This is a genomic window from Serratia sp. L9, from assembly GCF_050632285.1.
Taxonomy (GTDB): Bacteria; Pseudomonadota; Gammaproteobacteria; order Enterobacterales; family Enterobacteriaceae; genus Chania.
In genome coordinates, this window is sequence record NZ_CP192591.1 from 2,577,749 (window position 1) to 2,602,332 (window position 24,584).

At 53.7% G+C, this 24,584-nt stretch carries 16 protein-coding genes and 3 pseudogenes; 14 read left to right on the plus strand and 5 right to left on the minus strand.

The window, feature by feature from the left end:
- Nucleotides 1–37: 37 nt before the first annotated feature.
- The 3 genes from ACQ86O_RS12215 to ACQ86O_RS12225 all read right to left on the minus strand — a co-directional run bounded on the left by ACQ86O_RS12215 (nucleotide 38) and on the right by ACQ86O_RS12225 (nucleotide 1,874).
- Nucleotides 38–682 (minus strand): LysR substrate-binding domain-containing protein, encoded by a 645-nt coding sequence (locus ACQ86O_RS12215; protein WP_431225425.1) that lies wholly within the window; start codon nucleotides 680–682, stop codon nucleotides 38–40.
- Nucleotides 664–1,005: a LysR family transcriptional regulator gene (locus tag ACQ86O_RS12220; RefSeq protein ID WP_431225426.1), complete on the minus strand. Its 342-nt coding sequence runs from the start codon at nucleotides 1,003–1,005 to the stop codon at nucleotides 664–666. The genes ACQ86O_RS12215 and ACQ86O_RS12220 overlap by 19 nt, the downstream gene beginning before the upstream one ends.
- A 176-nt stretch (nucleotides 1,006–1,181) precedes the next feature.
- On the minus strand, nucleotides 1,182–1,874 hold the full coding sequence (locus ACQ86O_RS12225) for a LuxR C-terminal-related transcriptional regulator (protein WP_431225427.1): 693 nt from the start codon (nucleotides 1,872–1,874) through the stop codon (nucleotides 1,182–1,184).
- An 841-nt stretch (nucleotides 1,875–2,715) separates the two neighbouring features.
- Between ACQ86O_RS12225 and ACQ86O_RS12230 the strand changes: the two genes are divergently transcribed.
- The 5 genes from ACQ86O_RS12230 to ACQ86O_RS12250 all read left to right on the plus strand — a co-directional run bounded on the left by ACQ86O_RS12230 (nucleotide 2,716) and on the right by ACQ86O_RS12250 (nucleotide 8,636).
- Complete coding sequence (locus ACQ86O_RS12230) at nucleotides 2,716–3,258, plus strand: fimbrial protein (protein WP_431225428.1); 543 nt, start codon at nucleotides 2,716–2,718, stop codon at nucleotides 3,256–3,258.
- Nucleotides 3,259–3,350: 92 nt separating this feature from the next.
- Entirely contained in the window at nucleotides 3,351–4,013 is a 663-nt protein-coding gene (locus tag ACQ86O_RS12235) for a fimbrial biogenesis chaperone (protein ID WP_431225429.1), read from the plus strand.
- Between the two features lie 76 nt (nucleotides 4,014–4,089).
- Nucleotides 4,090–6,744 (plus strand): fimbria/pilus outer membrane usher protein, encoded by a 2,655-nt coding sequence (locus ACQ86O_RS12240; RefSeq protein WP_431225430.1) that lies wholly within the window; start codon nucleotides 4,090–4,092, stop codon nucleotides 6,742–6,744.
- A 57-nt stretch (nucleotides 6,745–6,801) separates the two neighbouring features.
- The gene (locus tag ACQ86O_RS12245) at nucleotides 6,802–7,455 is read left to right on the plus strand and encodes a hypothetical protein (protein ID WP_431225431.1); all 654 of its coding nucleotides are present in this window, start codon (nucleotides 6,802–6,804) and stop codon (nucleotides 7,453–7,455) included.
- An 11-nt stretch (nucleotides 7,456–7,466) separates the two neighbouring features.
- On the plus strand, nucleotides 7,467–8,636 hold the full coding sequence (locus ACQ86O_RS12250) for a fimbrial protein (RefSeq protein ID WP_431225432.1): 1,170 nt from the start codon (nucleotides 7,467–7,469) through the stop codon (nucleotides 8,634–8,636).
- A gap of 876 nt (nucleotides 8,637–9,512) precedes the next feature.
- Here ACQ86O_RS12250 and ACQ86O_RS12255 read toward each other — a convergent pair.
- On the minus strand, nucleotides 9,513–10,115 hold the full coding sequence (locus tag ACQ86O_RS12255; RefSeq protein WP_431225433.1) for a tyrosine-type recombinase/integrase: 603 nt from the start codon (nucleotides 10,113–10,115) through the stop codon (nucleotides 9,513–9,515).
- Between the two features lie 292 nt (nucleotides 10,116–10,407).
- Nucleotides 10,408–10,626 (minus strand): Arm DNA-binding domain-containing protein, encoded by a 219-nt coding sequence (locus tag ACQ86O_RS12260; RefSeq protein WP_431225434.1) that lies wholly within the window; start codon nucleotides 10,624–10,626, stop codon nucleotides 10,408–10,410.
- 241 nt (nucleotides 10,627–10,867) lie between these two features.
- Between ACQ86O_RS12260 and thiM the strand changes: the two are divergent.
- From thiM to ACQ86O_RS12305, 9 genes and pseudogenes are all read left to right on the plus strand, one after another.
- A pseudogene (gene thiM, locus ACQ86O_RS12265) lies at nucleotides 10,868–11,661 on the plus strand (hydroxyethylthiazole kinase).
- On the plus strand, nucleotides 11,658–12,458 hold the full coding sequence (thiD, locus tag ACQ86O_RS12270) for a bifunctional hydroxymethylpyrimidine kinase/phosphomethylpyrimidine kinase (RefSeq protein ID WP_431225435.1): 801 nt from the start codon (nucleotides 11,658–11,660) through the stop codon (nucleotides 12,456–12,458). The pseudogene thiM and the gene thiD overlap by 4 nt, the downstream one beginning before the upstream one ends.
- A 75-nt stretch (nucleotides 12,459–12,533) precedes the next feature.
- Nucleotides 12,534–12,989: an inhibitor of vertebrate lysozyme family protein gene (locus tag ACQ86O_RS12275; RefSeq protein ID WP_431225712.1), complete on the plus strand. Its 456-nt coding sequence runs from the start codon at nucleotides 12,534–12,536 to the stop codon at nucleotides 12,987–12,989.
- A gap of 179 nt (nucleotides 12,990–13,168) precedes the next feature.
- Nucleotides 13,169–14,425, plus strand: a complete 1,257-nt coding sequence (locus ACQ86O_RS12280) for a nitrate- and nitrite sensing domain-containing protein (RefSeq protein WP_431225436.1) — start codon at nucleotides 13,169–13,171, stop codon at nucleotides 14,423–14,425.
- A gap of 283 nt (nucleotides 14,426–14,708) precedes the next feature.
- Nucleotides 14,709–15,970 (plus strand): annotated as a pseudogene (locus tag ACQ86O_RS12285) (CmpA/NrtA family ABC transporter substrate-binding protein).
- 10 nt (nucleotides 15,971–15,980) lie between these two features.
- Nucleotides 15,981–16,877 (plus strand): nitrate ABC transporter permease, encoded by an 897-nt coding sequence (gene ntrB, locus ACQ86O_RS12290; protein ID WP_431225437.1) that lies wholly within the window; start codon nucleotides 15,981–15,983, stop codon nucleotides 16,875–16,877.
- Between the two features lie 10 nt (nucleotides 16,878–16,887).
- A complete protein-coding gene (locus ACQ86O_RS12295; RefSeq protein ID WP_431225438.1) occupies nucleotides 16,888–17,676 on the plus strand; it encodes an ABC transporter ATP-binding protein in 789 nt (262 codons plus the stop codon).
- A 92-nt stretch (nucleotides 17,677–17,768) separates the two neighbouring features.
- Nucleotides 17,769–21,914 carry a nitrite reductase large subunit NirB gene (nirB, locus tag ACQ86O_RS12300; protein WP_431225439.1) on the plus strand — a complete coding sequence of 1,382 codons (4,146 nt, stop codon included), beginning with the start codon at nucleotides 17,769–17,771 and terminating at the stop codon, nucleotides 21,912–21,914.
- Nucleotides 21,911–24,558 (plus strand): annotated as a pseudogene (locus ACQ86O_RS12305) (molybdopterin-dependent oxidoreductase). The gene nirB and the pseudogene ACQ86O_RS12305 overlap by 4 nt, the downstream one beginning before the upstream one ends.
- The last annotated feature ends 26 nt before the right edge of the window (nucleotides 24,559–24,584 follow it).

Consider the following 24,584-nt stretch of genomic DNA (forward strand, 5'->3'; position numbering starts at 1 on the left):
TTTTTAATTAATAACTATAGCTCACTATTTTTCTTTATCAAGAACCTGCTACTGCTGTCGCCGAAGAAATGGATCCAAACTGGATTTTATTATGCCAAGGGTAATTTCTGCACTCTCTAAGCAGCTCATTCAGCATCACTCTGGAGACTTGTGTCAGCGGTAAACGACGAGAATAGATAAAGTTATAGGATGCATCAGGCAGAAAGTCTTCGATGGGGATCACTTTCAATTTCGAGTTGAGATAAGGTACCTGGACTATTTCTTTCGCTGCAACAGTCAGAAAATCAGCATCCAATACCATCTGCATAGCCATTATCGCGGTATCACCATGGATGATCTGCTGCCCAACCTGGCGGCCGTCTGGGAAAAGCACCTCTTGGAGGTGATGATAATATCCTGTTTTAGTCGCTGGCAAATACCACTTGCCGCTGCTGAGCTGGCTCAAAGAAGTGCTTTGTGCCAGGGGATGCTCAATACGTGCCAGTACACCGCAGGGGGCGGTGAAAAAGGGCTCCTCAATAAACTCGATGTTCAGATGACTTGCAGGTGAGGATGTGCCAATCACAAAGTCCAATTTCCCCGCACGCAACGCAGGTAGAAGGTCCGAAACTTGTCCTTCGGTGAGATTAACACTGATCTGTGGAAAACGTTTTTGAAAACGCTCTATTGCTGAAGGTAGCATAGTAAAAAAGGTAAAGCCGAACTGCCAATTGCAATGGTTCCTCTGGAATCGGCACTGAGTAGTTTTGCATCAATAACAGCGCGCTCCAGTTCTTTCAATATCAACTGCACCCGGGTTTCAAACAGTTTTCCTGCCTCTGTCAGTAAAACACCGCGCGGTCCACGGACCATCAACGGTGTCTCCAGCATCTTTTCTAGCTCATTCATTGATTGTGTCAACGCGGGCTGGGTTTGATTCAGGGCTTTAGCTGCTGTCCGGAAACTGCCATGCTCTATAATTGATTGAAACATCTTCAGTTGATTCGGTTTGGGTAAATTTTTCATGAGTATAAAATCAATATTAATCCGTTAATGATTACGCTATGTTTAGCATCCACAGTTAAATAGGTTCAAAAATAAAAACGCCTAACAGGTTCTTTAACCAACTCATGCCAAACAAACTTCGCCGTTAGCCAAAAGAAATGCGTTTTCCCTTATAAGCATCAGCTCAGCACTTTGGTTCAACAAAATGGCTCAACTTCCAAACTGGATTGTGTTTCACTCCTCACTGAGTGATTAAACCTGTGATGCTGGGAGAGTGTGTTGAGATTGCGCATCACCAGCGGGCATAACGAATTCATGCCAAGCTTTGCCAACGCGCTACGTTTGTAGTGACTTATCGTCTTGTAATTCAGATTTAAGTCGATGGCTATCTGAGCAAGCTTTTCTTCATCCAGAAGCTTTCTCAGCACAAGCAACTCGCTCGATGAAAGCCTCTCAGAGGCGCTTTCGGCTATCCAGTTGCTTCTCTTGCTCAAGAGAATAATGTCCCACAGTTGCTCGTGTAATTTCTCCAGCGTTGTTGCGCCATCCAGGCTTTCCCAAGCGCTATTGAACTCGTAGAAATAGCGCTTCAACATTTCAACATATGTCGCTTCTGCCATCAAAACGACCTTGCCAGCGGGATGGGTACAGGGTAAATATCCCCCAAGTAGCTGCAGGAACGATGCCAAATTGCCCTCATTGTGATTTAACGTTAGGATAACAACATCCACCTCGGGTAAACGACCCAACAGCGTTTTGCATTGTTCAAAATTTCTGGGGTAGGCAACAATCTCAATATACTCAGCTAGCGGTGAGGAGCTAATTAATGCATCCAATCCAATACGAGTAAAATTGCATGAACATTGCAACATAACTTTTTTCTTTATCATGACTTCCTCATAAAGTTTACCGTGATATAACGCATCACTTTATCCAGATATCTACGCATAAATATTTCATGGGCGTATTGATAGCTTTCAATAGCGCTATCGCTAGAAAAATTAAGTTTTTAAAATTTGGTATTACCGATACGTCTGGTGATAAGGCAAAATAAGTGTGTAAACTCAATTTGTAGAGTTATGAATAACATCAGAGATAAATATCGACTTTCCATGCTGAGGCTACCTTTGCCATAAAATCCCTTTAACAACCAGGTTAACTGCCATTTTTCGTAGTCTGGCAGATAGCCAAGCCAGATTCAAAGTAATACAATGATTAAATCCATTGTACAGAGCAAACCTCCATTGTCTGCGTTTGGTAAATCAATGCATTTACCTATAGTGCCCTTTCAGTCTTACGTTAAAGGAGTTGCAGTATAGGATTAACCTTACAGATTGTGAAGCAAGTATTTTTTATCGGTGATAACAAAAAATAATAATGATGCAAGTACACTCTTTAAATATTGCGTAAATCACCTGTTAACGTTGATTTATATCAGAATTACAAATAGGAATTAATATTATTTATCAGTGATAAAAATAACTTCTTTGCGGCATTTAAAATTAAAATATATAGTGCACCTTGCTGAACATCACTTGAAATAAATGATCAATCCATCAGTTCACTGTCTTAGAAAACATGTTGTTTACACTGCCTCAATAATTCGTGATGTGTAGATAAAAACACTGTGTTCGTAAAGACCATTTTGTCCTGTTCAGCAACCAACCTAAAAAGTGTTGACGTTTCTTAATGATAAGGACGTCGTATTAATTGTAATTAAGGAATGCATTAATGAAAAAGATCCTTCTGTCTACTGTCGCTGCTGCTGTTTTGTCTTCTGGCATGGTCCAAGCTGCCTCGACCGGTACCATCACGTTTAACGGCGAATTGACTGCCACCACCTGTAACGTGATTGTTGACGGTCAGGCTGCGGATGCGACTGTCGCTTTGCCAACCATTGGCACCAACCAACTGGCATCAGTGACCAAAACTGCGGGCGCCACCGGCTTTGTGATGGCTCTGAGCCAATGTTCTGGTACGCTGGAAACCGCATCTGCGTTCTTTGAAGCCGGTTCTTCTGTTGACCAGGCCACTGGGCGTTTGAAGAACATGACCGGTGATGCAACAGGCGTTAGCCTGCAACTGCTTGACGGTTCAGCCACAGGGACTTCCGTGATCCAGGCGGGTAACCAGAGCCAGCATCTGAGCACTGTCTACAAAGATATTTCAGCCGGTAGCGCCAATCTGCCTTACATCGTTCGTTACTACGCAGAAGCGCCGACTACGGCAGGCACCGTAGTCAGCAACGTGGTTTATTCCATTCAGTATCAGTAATCGGTTATGGGAGGGGTTCTCCCTCCCTATCGATATGCCAGTCAAGAGGTTAGTATGAAATTTTTTCACACACAACGCGCCAAATTTGCGCCTTGGCGGCGGCCGCACTGTTCAGTGCGAACGCTCTGGCCAGTGTGGTTATTAGCGGAACACGGGTCATTTATCCGTCGGATGCCAAAGAAGTCAGCGTCAAAATCACCAATGGCGGCCCCTCTCCCGTGCTGTTACAAAGCTGGATCGATAACGGCGATGCGAATGCCAAGCCCTCGGCTATCAAGGTGCCATTTGTGTTGACCCCACCCATGAATCGGGTCGAAGCCAGCAAAGGCCAAACGCTGCGTATCAGCTATGCCGGTGGCAACTTACCTATGGATAAAGAAAGCGCATTTTGGCTGAACGTATTGGAAATCCCGGCCAAAAGCCAAGCAAAAACCGCAGAGAACCGCCTGCAAATGGCTTTCCGTAGTCGTATCAAACTGTTCTATCGCCCGGCAGGGTTGCAAGGCAATGCCAACGAAGCAGCCAAATTGGTCACCTGGAGCAGTAAAGGCAACACTCTTCAGGCCACTAATCCAACGCCATATCATGCTTCTTTCGCGAACCTGTCTGTTAACGGTAAAAAACTCGACGGCGTAATGGTGGCCCCGCGCAGCACGATTAATGTGGCATTACCAGGTAGCGCTGGGAATAAAGTGATCGGCAGTTTCGTCAATGACTATGGTGCCGTCAATGCTTTTGACGCTGTCATAAAATAAGCACCAGCTAACCCCTCTTTATCTAATTAATATAGTAATCATTATTCAGGAAATCAGTTCTTGAAGGGATTTCATTATGTCAAAATCTTTGCAATGTGCCCCCCAGAGCCGGCTATCTCCTCTGGCTATGGCCATTATATCGACGTTCTTTGTGGCCAGTGTAAGCGCTGAGACAGCGGTTAATACCCCACAGGAAATCGTAAAGAACCTGGAGTTCGATGCTTCTTTCCTGAATGTTGATGACGAGAAGTCCGTAGACCTCAGCCGCTTTGCTAATGGTTCTTCGGCGTTACCTGGCGTGTATAGAACCGCTCTGTATATTAATGAGCAATTGGTCAGTAATACCGATATTGAATTCAATGCACGGGCAGATAAAAGCGTCTACCCCTGTCTGACCAGCGATATCATTAAGAATATTGCGTTTAATTACGATAAATTACCGACGAACTTTTTAAGCCAGAAGAATAACGGTGATCAATGCCTAGACCTGCAAAACCAGCTACCAGAGGCGCAGGTTAATTACGACAGTAATGAGCAGCGCCTGGATATTCTGATCCCGCAGATTTACATGCTGAACACCGCCCGTGGCACCGTAAGCCCGGAATTATGGGACAGTGGCGTGCCTGCTTTGCTGCTGGGTTATAACGTCAACGGCTATACCAGTGATTCTCATGGAACCACATTCAACTCACTGTTTGCTGGCGTGAATGCCGGGATAAACGTAGGGGCCTGGTATCTGCGTCATAATGGCTCTTATACGCGCATGGACAATGGGCCAAGCGAGTACAGCAACATCAATACCTATTTGCAGCGTGATATTCCGCAGTTAAAAGCCCGCGTGCTGATCGGCCAATCGAATACCACCGGGCAGCTGTTCGATACGCTGCCATTCACCGGTATTCAGCTCTCCAGCGACGAACGCATGTTGCCGGAATCCCTGCGCGGTTACGCACCGGAAATCAGGGGGATCGCCCGCACCAACGCCCGTGTTACCGTGCGCCAGAGCGGTCAGGTGTTGTATGAAACCAGCGTCACACCGGGTGAATTCCTGATTAATGACTTGTACCCGACCGGTTACGGCGGTGACCTTAACGTGACCGTGCGTGAATCGGATGGTACAGAGCAAACCTTCAGTGTGCCTTACGCCTCCGTGGCTCAGTTACTGCGCCCCGGCTCGTCACGCTATTCCCTCACTGCCGGTGAAGTACGCAGCGATAATCTGCGTGAAAAACCGGCTCTATACCAAGGCACTTACCAGTACGGCTTAACCAATGCCATCACCGGTTACGGGGGTCTGCAGGCCAGCCAGGATTACTATGCACTGCAACTGGGGGCGGCGGTCGGTACTCCGATTGGCGCACTGGCGTTCGATGTCACCCAGGCACGGACGCATCTGGGCAACAGCACCAACGCGAACGGACAGCATCAATCTGGCAATTCGCTGAGTGGGCAAAGTTATCAGATCAGTTACAGCAAGCTGATCAGTGAAACCAACAGTAACCTGTCACTGGCCGCCTACCGTTTCTCGACCAATGGCTACATGGATTTCATGACCGCCATGCAAACCCGTGATGCGGTTGCACAGGGCTATTCGCCGGATTGGATTTCACGCGCCAAAAATCGTTTCACCGTTACGGCCGGGCAAGGCCTACCCGAAAATTGGGGGCAGCTGTATATCAGTGGATCGGTGCAGAATTATTGGAACAAAGAAGGCAGTGAGAAGCAATACCAGGTCGGATACAACAACCGCTATAAGAGTCTCTCTTACGGTCTCAGTGCCAACCGCAGCTACTCAAGCCTGGGAATGACGCAGACCAACTACCTGCTGAGTTTCAGCCTGCCATTAGGGAGCAGTGGCCAGAGCCATACTCCGCAGTTGCGCCTGGATTTGGCCCATGACACCAGTGGCAGGACCGGCCAGCAGGTCGCCGTTTCAGGCACTGCAGGCCAGGAAAACCAATTCAGCTATGGCGTAACCGCAATGAATGCCAATCAGGGGATCGGCTCCAGCGGGTCAGTGAGCGGTAACTACCGCAGCCCGGTGGCGGCTCTGAGTAGCACCTACAGTACCGGCAAAGGCTACCAGAGCGCGTCTGCCGGTATTAACGGCACGGTGATTGGCCATGCGGGAGGCGTGACGTTTACGCCGTATACCTCGGACACCTTCGCGCTGGTGGAAGCCAAAGGGGCAGAAGGCGCCAGCGTATCGTCTTATCCTGGGGTGCGCATTGACTCACGCGGCTATGCGTTGGTGCCGTATCTGAATCCATACCAGATGAACGACGTCAGCATCGACCCGAAAGGCACCTCGTCCAATGTGGAACTGGATAATACCAGCCAGAAAGTGGCGCCATATTCCGGGGCAGTGGTGAAGGTGAAATACACCACCAAACAAGGCACGCCAATTCTGATTAATGCCACTTACCAAGGGGAGCCGCTGTCGTTTGGCGCCGATGTCTTTGACAGCAAAGGCAACAGCGTGGGTTCTGTCGGTCAGGGCGGGCAACTCTATGCGCGTGTCGCACAAGAGAAAGGCCAGTTGCGCGTCAAATGGGGCGAAGGAAGCGAAATGCAATGCACAGTGAGCTACATGATGATGCCGCAAGCCAAAGGGCAAAAGCAGAGCCAGATACAGCAATTTAATTCAACCTGTTCCGCGCTTGGTGACAACACGCCAGCGGAAAAACGGTTGGCAAACAGCGGCTCAACGCGGGTAGCAGTGAGCAGTTAATAACCACATTTTGTCGGTTGGCTGATCACGTTCAGTCAACTGGGCAGTAGGAAATCGATGATGAGAGTACCAATTAAGAAAGCTATATTTGCTGCCAGTGGATTGCTATGGGCTATCGCCAGCCACAGCGCCTGGGCGGTAGATTGCACCAATGCTGTTTCGCAAGTGCCCCAAAATATTACGGTGCCATTGAGCCCACCGACCATTTCTGCGGGGGAGGATATCCCGATAGGAACGGTGATTTATCAGGGGAACTGGATCACCGGGTTAGAAGGGGTATTAGGTTGCAAAACGACCAGTACCGAGGTGGGCGGGACGTTTTGGTATAACACCTCTATCAGTATTGAGAACGCGCCACAACCCCTAAGCAGCCTGACCATTGGCCCGTTTGCCAACGGCGTATACCAGACTAATATTCCTGGCATTGGTGTTGCTATTTCACGTTATAGCGACAGGGGCCCAGCCACGCAAGCTGCCCCAGCTTATAAGGCAGACGATACCGACCTTGAGATATTAGTGGCTGGAGTGAATATAAATCCGTCTATTGAACGGTGGGCACTGAATATTTCGCTAATTAAAACTGGCCCACTGACGCCGGGCAATTATGTCCTCAACGCCGCGGATTTACCGAGTACGGGAGTTGATTGGACCAACCCACGATTGAAAAAGCAGGTAAGCCTGGTCGTTGCCATTGATACAAGGGGTCACTAATGAAATTGCGGATGAATATAGTGATCGGTGTTTTTGGTGGGCTTCTGTTGGCCATGACTAGCCTGAGCAGTTGGGCGGCGGTGACCTGTTCTATTAAGCCGGGTTGGCCGCGTACCGATACCTTCCAATTGAGCCCGCCGACGATCTCTGCAGGTGCAGATATACCGAATGGTACGGTGATTTATCAAGGGCGCTGGGTCAGTGGCGAGGCGGATACCGGGCAGTTTGAATGCCTGTCACCGATAGCCGATGAAGCTTTTTGGTTTAATATCGCATTAACTCTTAACAGCACACCTTTACCACTGAGTACCTGGTCGGGAAGTCCTTTTGGGGGAGCGGTCTATCAGACGAATATTCCTGGGGTTGGAGTGGCGATTTCACGCAGTAATACTGCTGATGCAGCGGCGTTGGGTTCACCGAATTATCAATTTCCACAGGATTATCAAAGGACGTTAGAAAACGGGGGCTATTCAGCCAGGCTTTTAAGTCGAACGCTCTATATCTCTTTGATTAAAATCGGCCCAATTAGCCCTGGCAGCTATACGCTCAATGCGTCAAGTCTGCCGACTGCGGCTATAACAGCAGTGAGCGGAAACTCACACCCGGCAACAGCTGGGTTACCTATTAGGTTATTTAATATTGAGCTTCAAGGGCAACTCACGATTTCTTCCCAAACGTGTACCACTCCGGATGTGGCCGTGGAATTGGGTACTTATGAGAAGAGGCTGTATTTCAAAGGTATCAATTCGACCACACCGTGGATTGACTCATCAATATCGTTGACTAACTGCCCGACTTTCCATGGTTTTTATAACCAGGATAACAGCACGCTGTTGTTTGATTACACCACTGGAACAGGCAGTGTCGCCAACTCAACCAATAACAGCATCGGTGTGCGTCTAACCCCAACCACCTCAGTGATTGATGCTGCCAATGGCATTATGGCTATCGACTCGACGGTTGCCGGTGCGGCAACGGGTGTAGGTATCCAGATCGGCTGGGGTGATAGAAGCCAAACGCCAACCGTGTTTAATTTTGCAAGTGAACAGGCGATGACGTTACCGAAAGACGGTAGCCCGACGATTCGTGTCCCGCTGGCTGCCCGTTATATTCAAACCGCCACCGATCCCACACCAGGGAAAGCCAACGGCAAACTGATATTTACCATTAATTATTATTGAGTAACAAAAGACTATCTCTCCAGAAGGTGGTCAGATTGATGACAAAGTCCTGGCTGTGAGGCCAGGACTTTGATCTAATAGGGACAGTGCAAAAAATGGACTGAATACCATGCTCAAAGCACCTTATCCCCAGCAATACCAGTTTGAAACCATTACCCTTGATGAGTTGATCCGTTTTAATGGGCTGTTCCAGATTATGCCGTGAAATATGCTGCCGCTGGTGTTTCTGTTGATATTATCGGTGTATCAAGTTCCAATCCTCTTGGTCATCATGAGTTCTGCATTATTGGCAGACGCCATGACTTCTTTTATGCAACAGCAGGTTATCTAGCGTTTTATTGCCGAACCAGATGTGGCTACACCACTGTACTGATCAGCTTCTCCACTTCATCCAGACAGAAATTGTTATAATAAAAAACAAATTAGGGTATCAGGTGCAAAGTAGAACACACTTATTGCCTTGGTGTTAAGAAAATACATATAAGCGCACATTTGACTCGTAGAGAAAAAAGTGACCACAGCAAAGAAACTTAACCTTTTCAATACTTGGTGGCTTACATTTTAATCTACTGCCCCTCTACTTCCGTAGTGAAACCTGACTCACCATGTTCATTATCGTATTCTCCGATCTTCAAAAATGGTTTTTCTTTATAAGTTTGAACACTCATTAGCAATACTCCTAATATAAAATAAATACCATCTCGAGAGCTAGGCGATTAAAACCGCAATCAGCGATTGGGATGGTTATTACTTATAATCCAGTCGCCTCACCATCAGCGCACGCTGCAGGTTCCTAACAGTATCGCTAGTTAGTTCAGCCGCAAAGCCAACAACCTAAACAGTGGACTTCACCCAGCAGGATTTTGAATTACAGTTCTACTTCAAACTTGGTGAGCAGGATTGGATCTCTTGCTGAAACCACTTAAACCAAACAGGCCAAGCAGTGTTAACATTTTCCTGAAAAGCCTTGGGTTGGTAAGTCGCAAGAATTTTGGATGTGACCGCCTTAACGCTATGCCCCAGCAGTAGATCAACAACCATCGGATCAATACCTGCCTCACCACTCATCAATGATGCCGCACTGCGGCGAATATCATGTGTCGTGAAATCATTGCCAACAATCGGGCGTAAGCGTTCTGCTGAATGTGCCATCGTTGTCTCACCAATGTAGCCCCAAACAAGGCTATCGCTGCCTTTTCGGGTCCAAGACCATTCCTTTAACAACTCAATGAGTACCGCTGGGAGTGGGTAGATAGGTTCTTGCCGGGTTTTTGTCCTCGTGGCTGGCAGGGTCCAGATTTGAGCGTCCAGATCCAGCTCGGACCATGTCATCTTTGTTACTTCACTCTTCCTGGCCCCCGTAACCATCAGAAAACGCATTGCTGCATGTGATGGAGTATCGCCAAGGCTGTGCCAGAGAGTGTGGTACTGTTTTGTACTCAGGCAGTTTTCACGAACTTTACCGATAACGGCAGCCACGGTTTTTCGATCATGTACTTCAGATAATTTCTGAGGAACGTATACTGGCTGCCCTGGTTGGCCCCAGAGCGATGAGCAGCGAGTAAACATGCTGATAGGTCAGGTTGTTAGGCGGAAGATAGTAAAGGGGCTTACAGTGCTTGTTCCAGATGGATTGTCTATTTGCTTTCGAGGCTTCTGGGCATTTTGTTTTCAGCCAGTCAGTGAAGAGGGCATTCATGTCTACTGGTACACAAGCGTCTCCTCTGCCCGGAGCTAGACCTCGTTTCACTTTAGCAACTTGTAGGCAGTGCTATTGGCGAGCGTCCTCTAGAGTATTGGCAGGGAAGGTGCCTAACGTAATGTCGAACTTGCCATGAATGTATCTCCAACTTTTGGTGATAACGCCAGAGGGGTTTCGGCGAGCGACCAGATACAAACCTGTTAGCCCGTTGTTGAACACGTTTTCCTTTTTCATGGTTTTGCTTTCTGGAACAGAGAAACGCTGAACTTCGGTTTTTGTTTTTAGCATTGGTATAATCCAGTTTTTCCTATGTATCCAAATTATACCAAAGGGCTATTGGGATTTTTAGAGTTCTCATGAGACATGTTGATGTAGCATCTAACTGTTTTATTATTGATTTTATTGGTATTTTAGACGTCTTGGTGTTTCATGAGACAACGCCAAATGACTTGATCTGGATTATGCCAGCGTAGGGAAGTCTCGGTATCTCAACCGGTACCCGCCTTCTTGAACGCCAGTTGGGAGGAATATGTTCACTCGACCTGATGTGTTACCCGGCACCCTTGCCGCTGCCTGTTTTACCCAATTTAAACACCAACCCCTTTGATTCACTGCCTGACCAATGAAGTGGTGCAAGAGCTTACGGCTAACGTGCTGTTGGCGTTGGGAGCTTCCCCGGCGATGGTGGTGGAGCCTCAAGAGGCTGCACAGTTCAGCCGCCTGGCCGATGCTTTGTTAATCAATATTGGCACCCTGAACCAAGCACGTAGCGAATCCATGCTGGCCGCTATTGAAGCTGCCAATCAGGCAGGAAAACCCTGGTTGCTGGACCCGGTTGCGGTGGGCGGGTTGGAATATCGCATGGCATTCGCCCGCCATCTGCTTACTCTTCGGCCAGCGGCAATCCGTGGCAATGCTTCTGAGGTGATGGCGCTTGGCGGCCAACTGGCTCATGGCCGTGGCGTCGATAGCCAGGATGACTCACTGGCGGCGTTAACCGCAGCCCGCGAATTGGCCCGCAATTGTGGTGCGGTTGTGGCAGTAACCGGCGAGACCGATTATATCACCGATGGTGAGCGTGATTGGGCGGTAACGGGCGGCAATGTGCTGATGACCCGCGTGGTTGGCACCGGTTGTGCGCTATCGGCTGTAGCGGCGGCATTTTGCAGTTTGCCGGGCGATAGGCTGATTAATATGACCACCGCGTGCCGCGTGATGGCGTTATGCGGTGAAGCCGCAACGGCGCGTTGTTCCGGCCCCGGCAGCTTTACCGCGGCTTTCCTTGATGCCCTTTACCAACTGCGTGCGGAGGATCTGCAATGAAGCGGATTAATGCCCTGACCATTGCCGGCACCGACCCAAGCGGCGGGGCCGGGATCCAGGCCGATCTAAAAGCGTTCTCTGCATTGGGTGCCTATGGCACCAGCGTGATCACCGCCTTGGTAGCGCAGAATACCCAAGGCGTGCAATCGGTGTATAACATCGACCCGGCGTTTGTGGCTGCGCAACTGGATTCGGTCCTTGGCGATGTCCGCATCGATAGTGCCAAAATCGGCATGCTGGCAAATGCGGATATCGTGCTGGCGGTGGCTGAACGTCTGCGTCATTACGCTTTGCCCTACGTGGTGCTGGATACGGTCATGCTGGCAAAAAGTGGCGATCCGCTGCTGGCTCCGCAGGCGGTGGAGTCCATCTGCCGTGAGTTGTTGCCTTTGGTTTCTATGATCACGCCTAACCTGCCTGAGGCAGCCGCTTTGCTGGCCTGTAGCCCGGCGCAAAACGAACGGCAAATGCGTGAGCAGGGCCAGGCGTTGTTAGCGATGGGGTGCCAGGCGGTCTTGATGAAAGGGGGCCATCTGAGTGAAGGCGAAAGCCCGGATTGGTTGTTTATGCCCGGTGTTGAACAGCGATTCAGCGCGCCGCGTATAGCGACCCGGCATACGCACGGCACCGGCTGCACCTTGTCCGCCGCGCTGGCCGCGTTGCGCCCGCGTCACGAGAACTGGGCAGACACCGTTGCGGCAGCAAAAAACTATCTGCAACAGGCATTGCAGCAGGCCGATAGCCTGGAGGTGGGGCAGGGTATCGGGCCAGTACATCATTTCCATGCCTGGTGGTAAGTCAACTTTCCCACTTAATTGTGGTCAGAGTCACTTAGAGCTACGCTTTTTGATTTACCGAAGGAGAGAGCCTTGATGGGAATACATTTGCTGAAGGGAGCCCTGTTTGCGGCCCTGGTTGGTTTTAGCGCGGGCAGTTTGGCCCGAGTCGCCGTCACTACTTCGGATCTGATCCAGCAGCCCGGCTACCAAACCAGCTGGAAAAATATGGTGAAAGGCCAGGCTCAGCTACCAGGCTGGGCGCGCAAAGGGGTTGGCACTTCAACACCCGCAGAGGCCATCACCTGGCAGGGGCAAAGCTACCAGATTGGCAATATCTGTAAGCCGCATGACTGCGCGAACAACTTTATGGTCGTCGCTTTCAAAGCTGACAAGTCTCAGGCATGGGGCGTAAGGGTAGCGGTAGCCAATAAACCGGAAGCGATTGATCACCCCAAAAAATACGCCAAATACCAATGGTTGGGCAAACCCGATAATGAAATGAAAGCGTTGTTGAGAAAACAGTTTGAGAGTAACCCAGACTGGAAATAATGCTCTTCAAGTCACTCAAGGCGAGCCGCCTCCTTTCCATCAGGAGGCGGTTTTTTTCAACAAGCGGAGGGCGCAGTTGTGGGCTTAACAGGCAAACATCCAGCCTGCCGGGACGGCTTTTAACTCTGCGGCACGGCTTTTGCAGGATCGGGTTAATTTTTCCCGACTGGAAATTGCTCATGAGCCGAAATCCTGCTTTTCCCCCCAACGTCAGCGATTTTCTGCTGGCGTCGAAACGCTGTGAAATCACCGTGCTGCAACAGTTGCTGCAAATGGGGCAACTGGTGGGGCGCGTCAGCCAGTTGATCCACGTATTGCAACGTGAACGGGGTACGGCGAATATTTATCTGTGTTCACACGGTGTGCTGTTTAGCCAGCAACTGGCCGCTCGCCGTCGTGATGTGGAGCAGGCCGAATTGGCGGTACAGCGACAGTTGGTGCAGTTAGACGCCGCCACCGCGCCGCTGGCTAACGCCAGCCGTTTATTCAGCCGTATTGCCTGCGCGCTGCATCACCTCAACACCCTGCCCACGCTGCGCCTTCAGGTGCAACAGCAGCAAATTCCCCAACCGAACGCAATGAACACCTACAGCGAGATTATCCGCAGCCTGCTGGCGCTGGTATTTGAAGCGGCGGACGCTTGTGTCGATCCGGCGATTGCGCGTCGGCTGATCGCCATGTTCAGTTTTATGCAGGGCAAGGAACTGGCCGGGCAAGAACGGGCCATCGGGGCCGCAGGTTTTGCCGCACAACGGTTCAACCCCCAAGCGCAGCAACAACTGCTGCAACTGATCGAAGGGCAAGAGCGTTGTTTTCTGAGCTTTATTGAGTTTGCCGATCCGCAGTCTCTGGCGCAGTGGCAACGGATACAACAGCAGGGCGATAGTGAGTTTGAGCGGTTACGGCGTATTGCCTGCACCCAGACACAACTGGCGGATAGCCGTGATATCACCCTGCGCTGGTTTGATATCACCAGTGCGCGTATCGATCTGATGAAGCAGATTGAAGATCGGTTGGAGGAGGCGCTTATGGCCAGTTGCCGAGCCGGTTTGGCGGCGGCAAAAAGCACTTTGGCTCAGGAAGGGGGTGGGTTGCAAACCGCAACCGAAGGCTACGCGGTGTTTATTGCCACCCCGCAGGGTGAGCCTGTGATCAGCGAAGGTATTCACCCGCGTCTGGGGCGATCGATCATGGAGATGATCCAGCAGCAATCCCAACGGCTGCAAGCGCTGTCGATAGAGTTGGCGGCAACGCGAACGGCTTTACAGGAGCGGGGAGAAATCGAACGAGCCAAAAGTTTGTTGATCCAGCATCGCAGCATGACCGAAGAAAGCGCTCATCTGCTGCTGCGCAAAATGGCGATGGAGCAGAATAAACGCCTGATCGATATCGCCCGCGCCATGCTTGCGGTGGTGGATATTTTACCCGGCAAATAGGCCTATCACTAAAGAGGTATATGCACGTAGCCAGTGCAGATAATGCCTCGCTATTGTGCAGCACGTCGCCACATCAAGGGTTGGGTAGGCTGCAAACTCCCATTAAACCTTCAGTTATAAAAGTGGCACGCAAGCTGCATTGATTACCTCGTCACTGGGCCAATGGCGGTTCACTGATCAACAATTTTGGATAAAGGCGTCCATTTAGCACATTCACCCCAATGGTGGAATGTGCTGATTGGGCGCCTTTTTATTTTTATCCCCACGCTTGAAGGACCGGTTGATGACGCACAACAAATACTCTGGGATGACCACCTTGTCACGCCGCCGTTTTCTGGTCAGTGGTGCAGCGCTGGGCGGCAGCCTGCTGATGCCTGGCCTGATGAATGCCGCCTGGGCGGCAGGCTCTGATGCACCGGAAAAAAGGAAATCCGCGTCGGATTTATCCCGCTTACCGATTGCGCCTCGGTGGTAATGGCTGCGGTGAAGAAGTTCGATGAAAAGTACGGCATCAAAATTATTCCAAGCAAAGAGGCCAGTTGGGCGGCAGTGCGCGACAAACTGCTGTCCGGCGAACTGGACGCGGCGCATGTGTTGTACGGCATGGTCTATGGCCTGCAATTAGGGGCGGCCGGGCCGCAGCACGACATGGCGGTGCTGATGACGCTTAATAATAACGGCCAGGCGATCACCCTCTCCAACCAACTCAAACAGGCTGGCGTCACGGATGCAGCGGCGTTGAAAACGCATATCGATGCCAGCGCCAAAGGGGCGTTCAGCTTTGCGCAGACCTTCCCGACCGGTACTCATGCCATGTGGCTTTATTACTGGCTGGCTAACGCAGGCATCCATCCGTTCAACGATGTGCGCAACCTGGTGGTGCCGCCGCCGCAAATGGTGATGAACATGAAGATCGGCAATATGAGCGGCTTTTGCGTGGGAGAACCCTGGAACCAGCGCGCCATTGTCGAAAATATTGGCTTTACCGTGGCCACCACGCAGCAAATCTGGCCGGACCATCCGGAAAAAGTGCTGGGTACCACGTCGTCATGGGTGAGCGCCAACCCGAACAGCGCCAGGGCGCTGACCGCCGCAGTGCTGGAAGCCGCACGCTGGATAGACCGCTCTGATGTCAATCGCGAAGAGACCGCGCAGACGCTGGCGGGACGGGCCTACATCAACACCAAACCGGAAACCCTTATTGGCCGCATGCTCGGCAAGTATGAAGACGGCTTGGGCAAATCCTGGCAAGACCCGCATGCCATGCGCTTTTTCCACGATGGTGAAGTCAGTTTCCCGTATCTGTCTGACGGCATGTGGTTCCTGACTCAGCAACAACGCTGGGGCCTGTTGAGCGCCAAACCGGATTACCTGGCGGTGGCGAAGCAGATCAACCGCATTGATATCTACCGCCAGGCGGCCACCGCCGTCGGCAGCGTTAATCTGCCAGCCAGCGAGATGCGTACCAGCACCCTGATCGACGGCAAGCGTTGGGATGGCAGCAACCCGGCGCAATATGCCGACAGTTTTGCTCTTAAACGTTGAGAGGTAGGTAATGAAGAATCTGGCTGAACGAACTGAACTCGCAGAACCGGTTAGCGCGCAGATTGTCCTGCTGAAGGAGGCCAAATCGATCGCAGCGGAACCGCCTTTGGTTGCCCGCCCACGCAGCCATTTACCCTGGCAGCAGGTTTTTTATCGGCTGGTGCCGACGACATTGGGCGTGGTGCTGATGATTGCCATCTGGCAGATTGCTGCACTTAACAGCCAGGGCTTTCCAACGCCATTGGCGACCTGGCAGGCGGCGCTGACGCTGTTTGCCGATCCGTTTTACTCTGCCGGGCCAAACGATCAGGGGATCGGCTGGAACGTGCTGGCGTCATTACAGCGCGTGGCCATCGGCTTTGGCCTGGCGGCGCTGGTCGGCATTCCCGCCGGGTTTATGCTCGGGCGCTTCGCTTTTCTGGCGCATATGTTCAACCCGATCATTTCCCTGCTGCGTCCTGTCAGCCCGCTGGCCTGGCTACCGATTGGCCTGCTGCTGTTTCAACGCGCAGAGCCTGCATCTACCTGGACCATTTTTATCTGCTCCATCTGGCCGATGATCCTCAACACCGCCGAGGGCGTGACGCGTATCCCGCAGGATTACCTCAATGTGGCGCGGGTGCTGAAACTTTCGGAATGGACAGTAATGCGCAAGATCCTGTTCCCGGCGGTGCTGCCGTATGTACTGACCGGTGTACGGCTGTCTATCGGCATTGCCTGGCTGGTGATCGTGGCGGCAGAAATGCTGACCGGCGGCGTTGGCATCGGTTTTTGGATCTGGAACGAGTGGAACAACCTCAACGTCGAAAACATCATCATTGCCATCATCGTGATTGGCGTGGTCGGGCTGTTGCTTGAGCAGGGGCTGATGTGGCTGGCAAAACGTTTTAGTTATCAGAGCCATTAAGGAGCGAACGATGAAACCAATCATTCAGGTCCAGAACGTCAGTCAGCATTTCAACACCCCGCAGGGGGAGTTTATCGCGCTGCAACAGGTGAGTTTTGATATTGAGCCGGGCGAAACCGTCAGCCTGATTGGCCATTCAGGCTGCGGCAAATCGACGTTACTGAATCTGATCGCCGGGCTGACCCTGCCAAGCAGCGGCGTCCTGCTGTGCGGCAACCAACACATCGTTGGCCCCGGCCCGGAACGTGGCGTGGTATTTCAGAACCATTCGCTGCTGCCATGGCTGACCACCTTTGAAAACGTGGCGCTGGCGGTGCGGCAGGTGTTTCACCAGCAAATGAGTAAAGGCGAAATAAAGGCGTGGATCGAACATAACCTTGAGCTGGTGCATATGAGCCACGCGCTGCATAAGCGCCCGCACGAAATTTCCGGCGGTATGAAACAACGCGTTGGCATCGCCCGGGCATTGGCGATGAAGCCGAAAGTGTTGCTGCTGGATGAACCGTTCGGCGCGCTGGACGCCTTGACCCGCGCGCATTTGCAGGATGCGGTGATGGAGATCCAGCAGCGGCTGCACACCACGATTGTGCTGATCACCCATGACGTTGACGAGGCGGTACTGCTGTCCGATCGGGTAGTGATGATGACCAACGGCCCGGCGGCCACCGTGGGTGAGATTTTGCCGATCGCGCTGGCTCGCCCGCGTTCCCGTGTCGAGCTGGCCAACGATCCGGCCTATCACCATTACCGTCGGCAGGTATTGAAATTCCTTTACGAAAAGCACGCAAAAGCGGCGTAAACGCGGATTGAATACTCCCCTCTCCCTTTGGCAAAGGGGGAGGGGCATGTCCTAAAGCATGGAACTGCATTATCGACCTACTGAGGTGGCATATGGCTCAGCAACGATTGGTGGTGATTGGTAACGGCATGGCGGGTATGCGGCTGGTGGAAACCCTGTGCCAACGGGTACCGCAACACTACGCCATCACGGTGATTGGCCAGGAACCGCGTGGCAACTACAACCGCATTCTGCTGTCGCCGTTGCTGGCAGGGGAGAAAGCCTTCAGCGATATCGTACTGCACCCGCCGCAATGGTATCTGGAGCATCAAGTGCAACTACTGGCAGGGGAACCGGCTTTAGCGGTGGATCGCGCAGCGAAACAGGTGATCACCGCACAACGTCGCGTGTCCTATGACCGGCTGGTATTTGCCACGGGCTCCCGGCCCTTGATGCCAGAGACGCCAGGCATCGGCCTGGGGGCGATCTTCGGATTCCGCACGCTGGACGATGTGGAATCTATGCTCGGCCATTGCCGCCCCGGCGCGCAGGCGTTGGTGGTTGGTGGCGGGGTGCTGGGCATTGAGGCCGCAGCGGCGTTGGCAGTTCGTGGCATACAGACCACGGTGATCCATCGCGGGTCGCACCTGATGGAGCGCCAACTGGATGCCAGGGCTGCCGCTATGTTGCAACGCAATTTGGCCGCCCGCGGCATCCACTGCTATCTGGATTGCCAGGTCAGTGCTTTTCACGGAGCCCACAGCGTGCAGGCGGCCACGCTGAGCAACGGCCATCAACTGGCTTGCGATCTGGTGGTAATAGCAGCCGGCGTGAGGCCGGAAGTGAGGCTGGCCCGGCAAGCCGGGCTGGCGTGCCAGCGCGGCATCATCATCGATGGCGGTATGCAAACCAACGATCACGCAATTTACGCCGTGGGTGAATGCACGCAACTGGGCGACACCACCTTTGGCCTGGTTGCACCTTGCTGGCAGCAGGCGGCATTACTGGCCCAGCGATTGGCCGGGAAAACGGCAGAGCTTTACCAGCCTGCGCCGCTGAATACCCGGTTAAAGGTCAGCGGTATCGACATGCTGTGCGCCGGAGATATTGAGGCAGACACCGCCACAGAGGTGCATTACGCCGAAGATCCACAGGCACAGCATTATCGCCGCCTGCTGGTGCGTGAAGGCAGATTACACGGCGTTTTGCTGTATGGCGACGCCAGCGACGGCCAATTTTATCTGCAACAGTTGGGCCAACCGGTGAGCAACCCGGCGGCGTTGCTGTTTGGCTGCCAAGACCCCGAAGCCGCATTGGCGGCAAACGAGAGGATATCTGAAATGCACAAGCCCGTTTTGCTGGTTGCCGGTCACGGTATGGTTGGCCATCATTTTCTGGAGCAATTGGTGCTGCGGGAGCTGCATCTTCGCTATCACATTGTGGTGTTTGGTGAGGAATCGGTAGCCGCTTATGATCGTGTTCACCTGTCTGAGTTCTTTTCAGGCCGCGATGCACAGTCGCTGTCGATGGTCAAAGACGGATTCTTCGAGCGCAATGGCATTGAACTGCGGCTCGGGCAGCAAGTCTGCGCCATCGATCGCCAACGTCAATGTGTGATTGACGCCGAAGGCCGTGAAACCGCTTACGACCAACTGGTGTTGGCCACCGGTTCCTACCCGTTCGTGCCGCCGATCCCTGGCAATCAACGGCCCGGCTGTCTGGTTTATCGTACATTGGACGATCTGGCGGCGATTGCCGCCAATGCCGAGAGCGCGCAGGTCGGAGCCGTGATCGGTGGCGGGTTGCTGGGGTTGGAAGCCGCTAACGCCTTGAAACAGCTCGGGTTGAAAACCCACGTTGTGGAGTTTGCGCCACGGCTGATGGGGGTGCAGTTGGATGAAGGCGGCGCCGCCATGCTACGCAAGAAAATCGAAGCGCTGGAGGTGTGCGTGCATACCGGCAAACAGACCGAGGCGATTGAAGACGGTTCGTTACATCGCCACAGCCTGCGCTTCGCCGATGGAGACGTGCTGGAAACCGATTTAATTCTGTTTTCCGCCGGGATCCGGCCACGGGATCAGTTGGCCCGTGATGCTGAGTTGGCGGTGGGGCCACGCGGCGGCATAGTGATTGACGACCAGTGCCGTACCAGCGACAACGCCATTTTTGCCATTGGTGAGTGCGCGTTGTGGAACGGGCAGATTTTTGGTCTGGTGGCTCCGGGTTACCAGATGGCGCGTACCTTGGCAGATACGCTGGCCGGGTGTGACAACGCCTTTAGCGGCGCTGATATGAGCACCAAACTGAAACTGTTGGGCGTGGAGGTGGCGTCGATTGGCGATGCGCATGGCCGCAGCGAGGGTAGCCAAAGTTACAGCTGGGTCGACGGCCCGGCGGAGGTTTACAAAAAGTTGGTGGTTTCCGCCGATGGTCAGCGCCTGCTAGGGGCGGTGTTGGTCGGTGACACGAAGGAATACAGCACGCTGTTGCAGATGATGCTCAACCGCCTTGTGCTGCCCGCCTCGCCGGAAAGCCTGATCCTGCCAGCCAGCAACGGCGGGGCGACCAAGGCGTTCGGCATTTCCGCATTACCGGCCAGCGCGCAGATTTGCTCGTGCCACAACGTCAGTAAAGACGACATCTGCCAGGCGGTGGCGCAGGGCTGCGGCGATTTGGCCGCGGTGAAGTCCTGCACCAAAGCGGGAACCGGCTGCGGCGGCTGTGTGGCGCTGGTCAGGCAGGTCATGGAACAGGAGTTAGCGCAGCGCGGCGTAGCGGTGAAAAAAGACGTCTGTGAGCATTTTGCCTATTCACGCCAGCAGTTGTATCACCTGGTTCGCGTTGGCCGCATTCATACCTTCGGTGAGCTGTTGGCAACGCATGGCCAAGGCCTGGGCTGTGAAGTGTGCAAACCGCTGGTGGGGTCGATTCTGGCGTCGTGCTGGAATGAATATCTGCTTAAACCGCAGCATTTGCCGTTGCAGGATACCAACGATCGCTTCTTCGCCAATATTCAAAAAGATGGCACCTATTCGGTGGTGCCCCGCGTTCCGGCCGGTGAAATCACCCCGCAAGGCTTGATCGCCATTGGCCAGATCGCCCAACATTATCAGTTGTACACCAAGATAACCGGCGGCCAGCGGGTAGATATGTTTGGTGCCAGGCTGGAACAACTGCCGGAAATCTGGCGGAAACTGGTGGATGCCGGTTTCGAGACCGGCCACGCCTATGGCAAATCCTTGCGCACGGTAAAATCCTGCGTGGGTTCCAACTGGTGCCGCTACGGCGTGCAAGACTCCACCGGTTTGGCCATCGCGTTGGAGAATCGTTACAAAGGGCTACGTTCGCCGCACAAGATCAAAATGGCGGTGTCGGGCTGCACGCGCGAATGTGCCGAAGCGCAGAGCAAAGATGTTGGGGTGATTGCCACCGATAAGGGGTGGAACCTGTACCTGTGCGGCAACGGGGGTATGAAACCACGCCACGCCGATTTGTTCGCCAGCGATCTGGATACCGCAACGTTAATTCGCACTGTCGACCGCTTCCTGATGTTTTATATCCGCACCGCCGATCGCCTGCAACGCACCAGTACCTGGATGGATAACCTGGAAGGCGGTTTGGAATATCTGCGAGAAGTGGTGCTCGAAGACAGCCTGGGTATTGCCGATGAGCTGGAAACCGAGATGCAGGCGGTGGTCGCCAGCTACCAATGTGAATGGCAAACCACGCTGGCCAGCCCGGAGCGCTTGCAATTGTTCCGCGCTTTCGTCAACAGCGAGCAGCCTGATGAGGCGGTGGTCTGGCATACGGAGCGTGGCCAGCGCCGGCCGGCTGCTGCGCGTGAACCTGGGCAGGCCATTGAGGTACAACCGGCGCACCCTTGCGAAGCGCAGTGGGAAGAGGTTTGTGATCTGGCCGATATTCCGCCACAAAGCGGCATTGCCGCCCGGGTAGCTGGTCAGCAGATTGCGCTGTTTCATCTGCCGGGAGCGGGTGTCTATGCCTTGGGGAACCAAGAGCCGGGCAGCGATGCCAACGTGCTGGCGCGTGGGCTGTTGGGCGATGTGGCAGGTGAACCCGTGGTGATTTCACCGCTGTATAAACAGCGCTTCCGCTTGCGCGATGGTGCCAGCGTCGATGATAACTCGCTGCGCATCGTTACCTGGCCGGTGAGGGTGGAAGAGGGGCGGATATGGGTGTACAGCCAGGCGGCACAGGCAGCGATCGGCGAGCCGGAAACGGTGGGGGCAGTGGCGTGAGCGCGCCGCATTGCACCACTTGCCCGTACTGCGGTGTGGGCTGCGGGGTGAAGATCGAGCAGGAAAATGCGGTCTTTACCGTCAGTGGCGATCCAGCGCATCCGGCGAATCAGGGGCGGTTGTGTGTGAAAGGCAGTGCGCTGGGGGAAACGCTGGGTTTAAAGGGGCGTTTGCTGCATCCACAGGTTGATGGCCAAACCGTCAGTTGGCCGCAGGCGCTGGATGCGGTGGCGCAGCGCTTTAGCGAGATTATCAGACAACATGGCCCACAGGCGGTGGCATTTTATGCCTCTGGCCAACTGCTGACCGAAGATTACTACGTCGCCAACAAGTTGATGAAGGGTTACATCGGCGTGGCTAATATCGATACCAACTCCCGTTTATGCATGGCTTCGGCGGTGGTGGGTTACAAGCGGGCGTTTGGCGGCGATGCAGTGCCGGCCAGCTATCAGGATATTGAATTGGCGGATCTGGTGATCCTGTGCGGCTCCAACACCGCCTGGGCGCACCCGGTGGCGTATCAACGCCTGGTCCAGGCACGCCAGCAACGTCCGCACATCAAGGTGGTGGTGATCGATCCGCGTCAGACCGCCACCAGCGAAGGGGCCGATCTGCATCTGCCACTGCGCCCCGGCAGCGATGCCGCGCTATTTAACGGTGCGTTGTATTGGCTGGATCAGCAGGCGCAGCTGGATGCGGAATTTTTACAACAGCATACCGAAGGCGCGCAGGCGGCACTGGCCGCCGCTGCACAGTGGCCGCCTGAGCGGGTGGCGGAATTCTGCGGCTTGCCATTAAGCGCGGTGATGGCGTTTTTCCGCCTGTTAGCCGACACCGAAAATTGGCTGACGCTATATTCTATGGGGATCAACCAATCTTCCAGTGGCGCAGATAAATGCAATACCATCATCAATTTGCATTTAGCCTCCGGGCGTATTGGCAAGCCGGGCTGTGGGCCGTTTTCTCTTACCGGTCAACCCAATGCCATGGGTGGGCGCGAAGTGGGTGGGCTGGCGAACCAACTGGCGGCACATATGGGGTTCAGTGCACAAGACACCGACCGCGTACAGCGATTCTGGGGCTCGCCGCATATTGCCCGCCAGCCAGGGCTAAATGCGGTGGAACTGTTCCGCGCAGTGGCCGCCGGGCAAGTCAAGGCAGTCTGGATTATGGGCACCAACCCGGTGGTATCGTTGCCGGACGCAGACCGGGTGCGGCAGGCGTTGAAAGAGTGCCCGCTGGTGGTGGTTTCTGAGGTGATGGCGGCCACTGATACCGCTGAGTTGGCGTGTATCCGTTTGCCTGCACTGGCGTGGGGGAAAAAGAAGGCAGCGTCACCAACTCCGAGCGCTGTATTTCACGTCAGCGGGCCTTTCTGCCGGCACCGGGGGAGGCAAAAGCCGATTGGTGGATCCTCAGCCAGGTAGCGGCCCGGTTGGGTTTTGCAGAGGCGTTTGCTTATCAGCATCCGGCCGAGATCTTCCGTGAACATGCCGCATTGTCTGGTTTTGAAAACCACGGCTCACGGGCGTTTGATATCAGCGGGTTGGCACAATACGATCGACAACAATGGCTGCAGATGTCGCCGATGCAGTGGCCAGTTAATACGCAGCATCCGCAGGGCTGCCAACGGCTGTTCAGCGATAGCCGCTTTTTCCACCCGGACGGCAAAGCGCGGTTGCTGCCAATTACACCACAGCTGCCGCGCAATGCGCCTTCGCTACAGTATCCGTTGGTACTCAATACTGGCCGTATTCGCGACCAGTGGCATACCATGACGCGCACCGGCCAGGCCGCACGGCTGATGCGCCATATCAGCGAGCCGTTTTGTGAGATCCACCCACAGGATGCAGCAGCCTTGGGCATAGCGGCAGGCCACTTGGTGCGGCTCAGTTCACCACATGGCTGGATGATTGCGCGCGCGCAGGTCAACGCCGGGCAGTGGCAAGGTAGCGTGTTTGCGCCGATGCACTGGAACGCACAGTTTACCGCTCAGGGCCGGGTAGGCAGCCTGATCCCGCCGGTGGTTGATGCACATTCCGGCCAGCCGGAGAGCAAACATACGCCGGTACGCGTCAGCCGCTGGCACAACCGTTGGCAGGCGGAAATCTTCCTGCGCCGCAGCGTTGCGCCACCGCAGGGTATTTACTGGAGTCGCGTAGCGCAGCAATCAGTGACGCATTTTATTATGGCCGGGCAACAGCCGGTGGAGGATTGGCCAGAGTGGCTACAACAGCGTTTCGGCCTTGACGGGCTGACGCTGCAAACCGCGCATCTTTCTCAGCACGGATTTCATCTGATTGGCTGGCGGCAGGGCGAGGTGCAACTGGCATTTTATGCACGAGGCCGTGCGCTGGAGCTGGATCGGGCGGCTATCCTGGCGGCGTTTGAACGCCCACCGCACAGCGGCCCGCAGCGTCTGGCATTGCTTGGCGGGCGCTGCGCACCGGGGCAGGTGATGGAGGGGGCTACGGTGTGCAGCTGCTTTGGCGTCGGCGAAAAGCGGATTATTGGTGCCATCCAGCAAGGTTGTCACAGCACGGCGGCGTTGGGTGAACAATTGCAATGCGGCACCCACTGCGGCTCTTGTCTGCCAGAACTGAAAAAACTGATCCAGCAGCATGCGGTTCAGCGGGTGGCATAATGATGGCTCCTTTCCCGAAAGCGAGA

Coding starts and splice junctions, on each gene's coding strand:
- ACQ86O_RS12230 (WP_431225428.1), top strand. CDS start 2,716: ATGAAAAAGATCCTTCTGTCTACTGTCGCTGCTGCTGTTTTGTCTTCT.
- ACQ86O_RS12260 (WP_431225434.1), bottom strand. CDS start 10,626: ATGCTAAAAACAAAAACCGAAGTTCAGCGTTTCTCTGTTCCAGAAAGC.
- ACQ86O_RS12250 (WP_431225432.1), top strand. CDS start 7,467: ATGAATATAGTGATCGGTGTTTTTGGTGGGCTTCTGTTGGCCATGACT.
- ntrB (WP_431225437.1), top strand. CDS start 15,981: ATGAAGAATCTGGCTGAACGAACTGAACTCGCAGAACCGGTTAGCGCG.
- ACQ86O_RS12220 (WP_431225426.1), bottom strand. CDS start 1,005: ATGAAAAATTTACCCAAACCGAATCAACTGAAGATGTTTCAATCAATT.
- ACQ86O_RS12215 (WP_431225425.1), bottom strand. CDS start 682: ATGCTACCTTCAGCAATAGAGCGTTTTCAAAAACGTTTTCCACAGATC.
- ACQ86O_RS12280 (WP_431225436.1), top strand. CDS start 13,169: ATGAGCCGAAATCCTGCTTTTCCCCCCAACGTCAGCGATTTTCTGCTG.
- ACQ86O_RS12240 (WP_431225430.1), top strand. CDS start 4,090: ATGTCAAAATCTTTGCAATGTGCCCCCCAGAGCCGGCTATCTCCTCTG.
- thiD (WP_431225435.1), top strand. CDS start 11,658: ATGAAGCGGATTAATGCCCTGACCATTGCCGGCACCGACCCAAGCGGC.
- nirB (WP_431225439.1), top strand. CDS start 17,769: ATGGCTCAGCAACGATTGGTGGTGATTGGTAACGGCATGGCGGGTATG.
- ACQ86O_RS12295 (WP_431225438.1), top strand. CDS start 16,888: ATGAAACCAATCATTCAGGTCCAGAACGTCAGTCAGCATTTCAACACC.
- ACQ86O_RS12245 (WP_431225431.1), top strand. CDS start 6,802: ATGATGAGAGTACCAATTAAGAAAGCTATATTTGCTGCCAGTGGATTG.
- ACQ86O_RS12275 (WP_431225712.1), top strand. CDS start 12,534: ATGGGAATACATTTGCTGAAGGGAGCCCTGTTTGCGGCCCTGGTTGGT.
- ACQ86O_RS12225 (WP_431225427.1), bottom strand. CDS start 1,874: ATGATAAAGAAAAAAGTTATGTTGCAATGTTCATGCAATTTTACTCGT.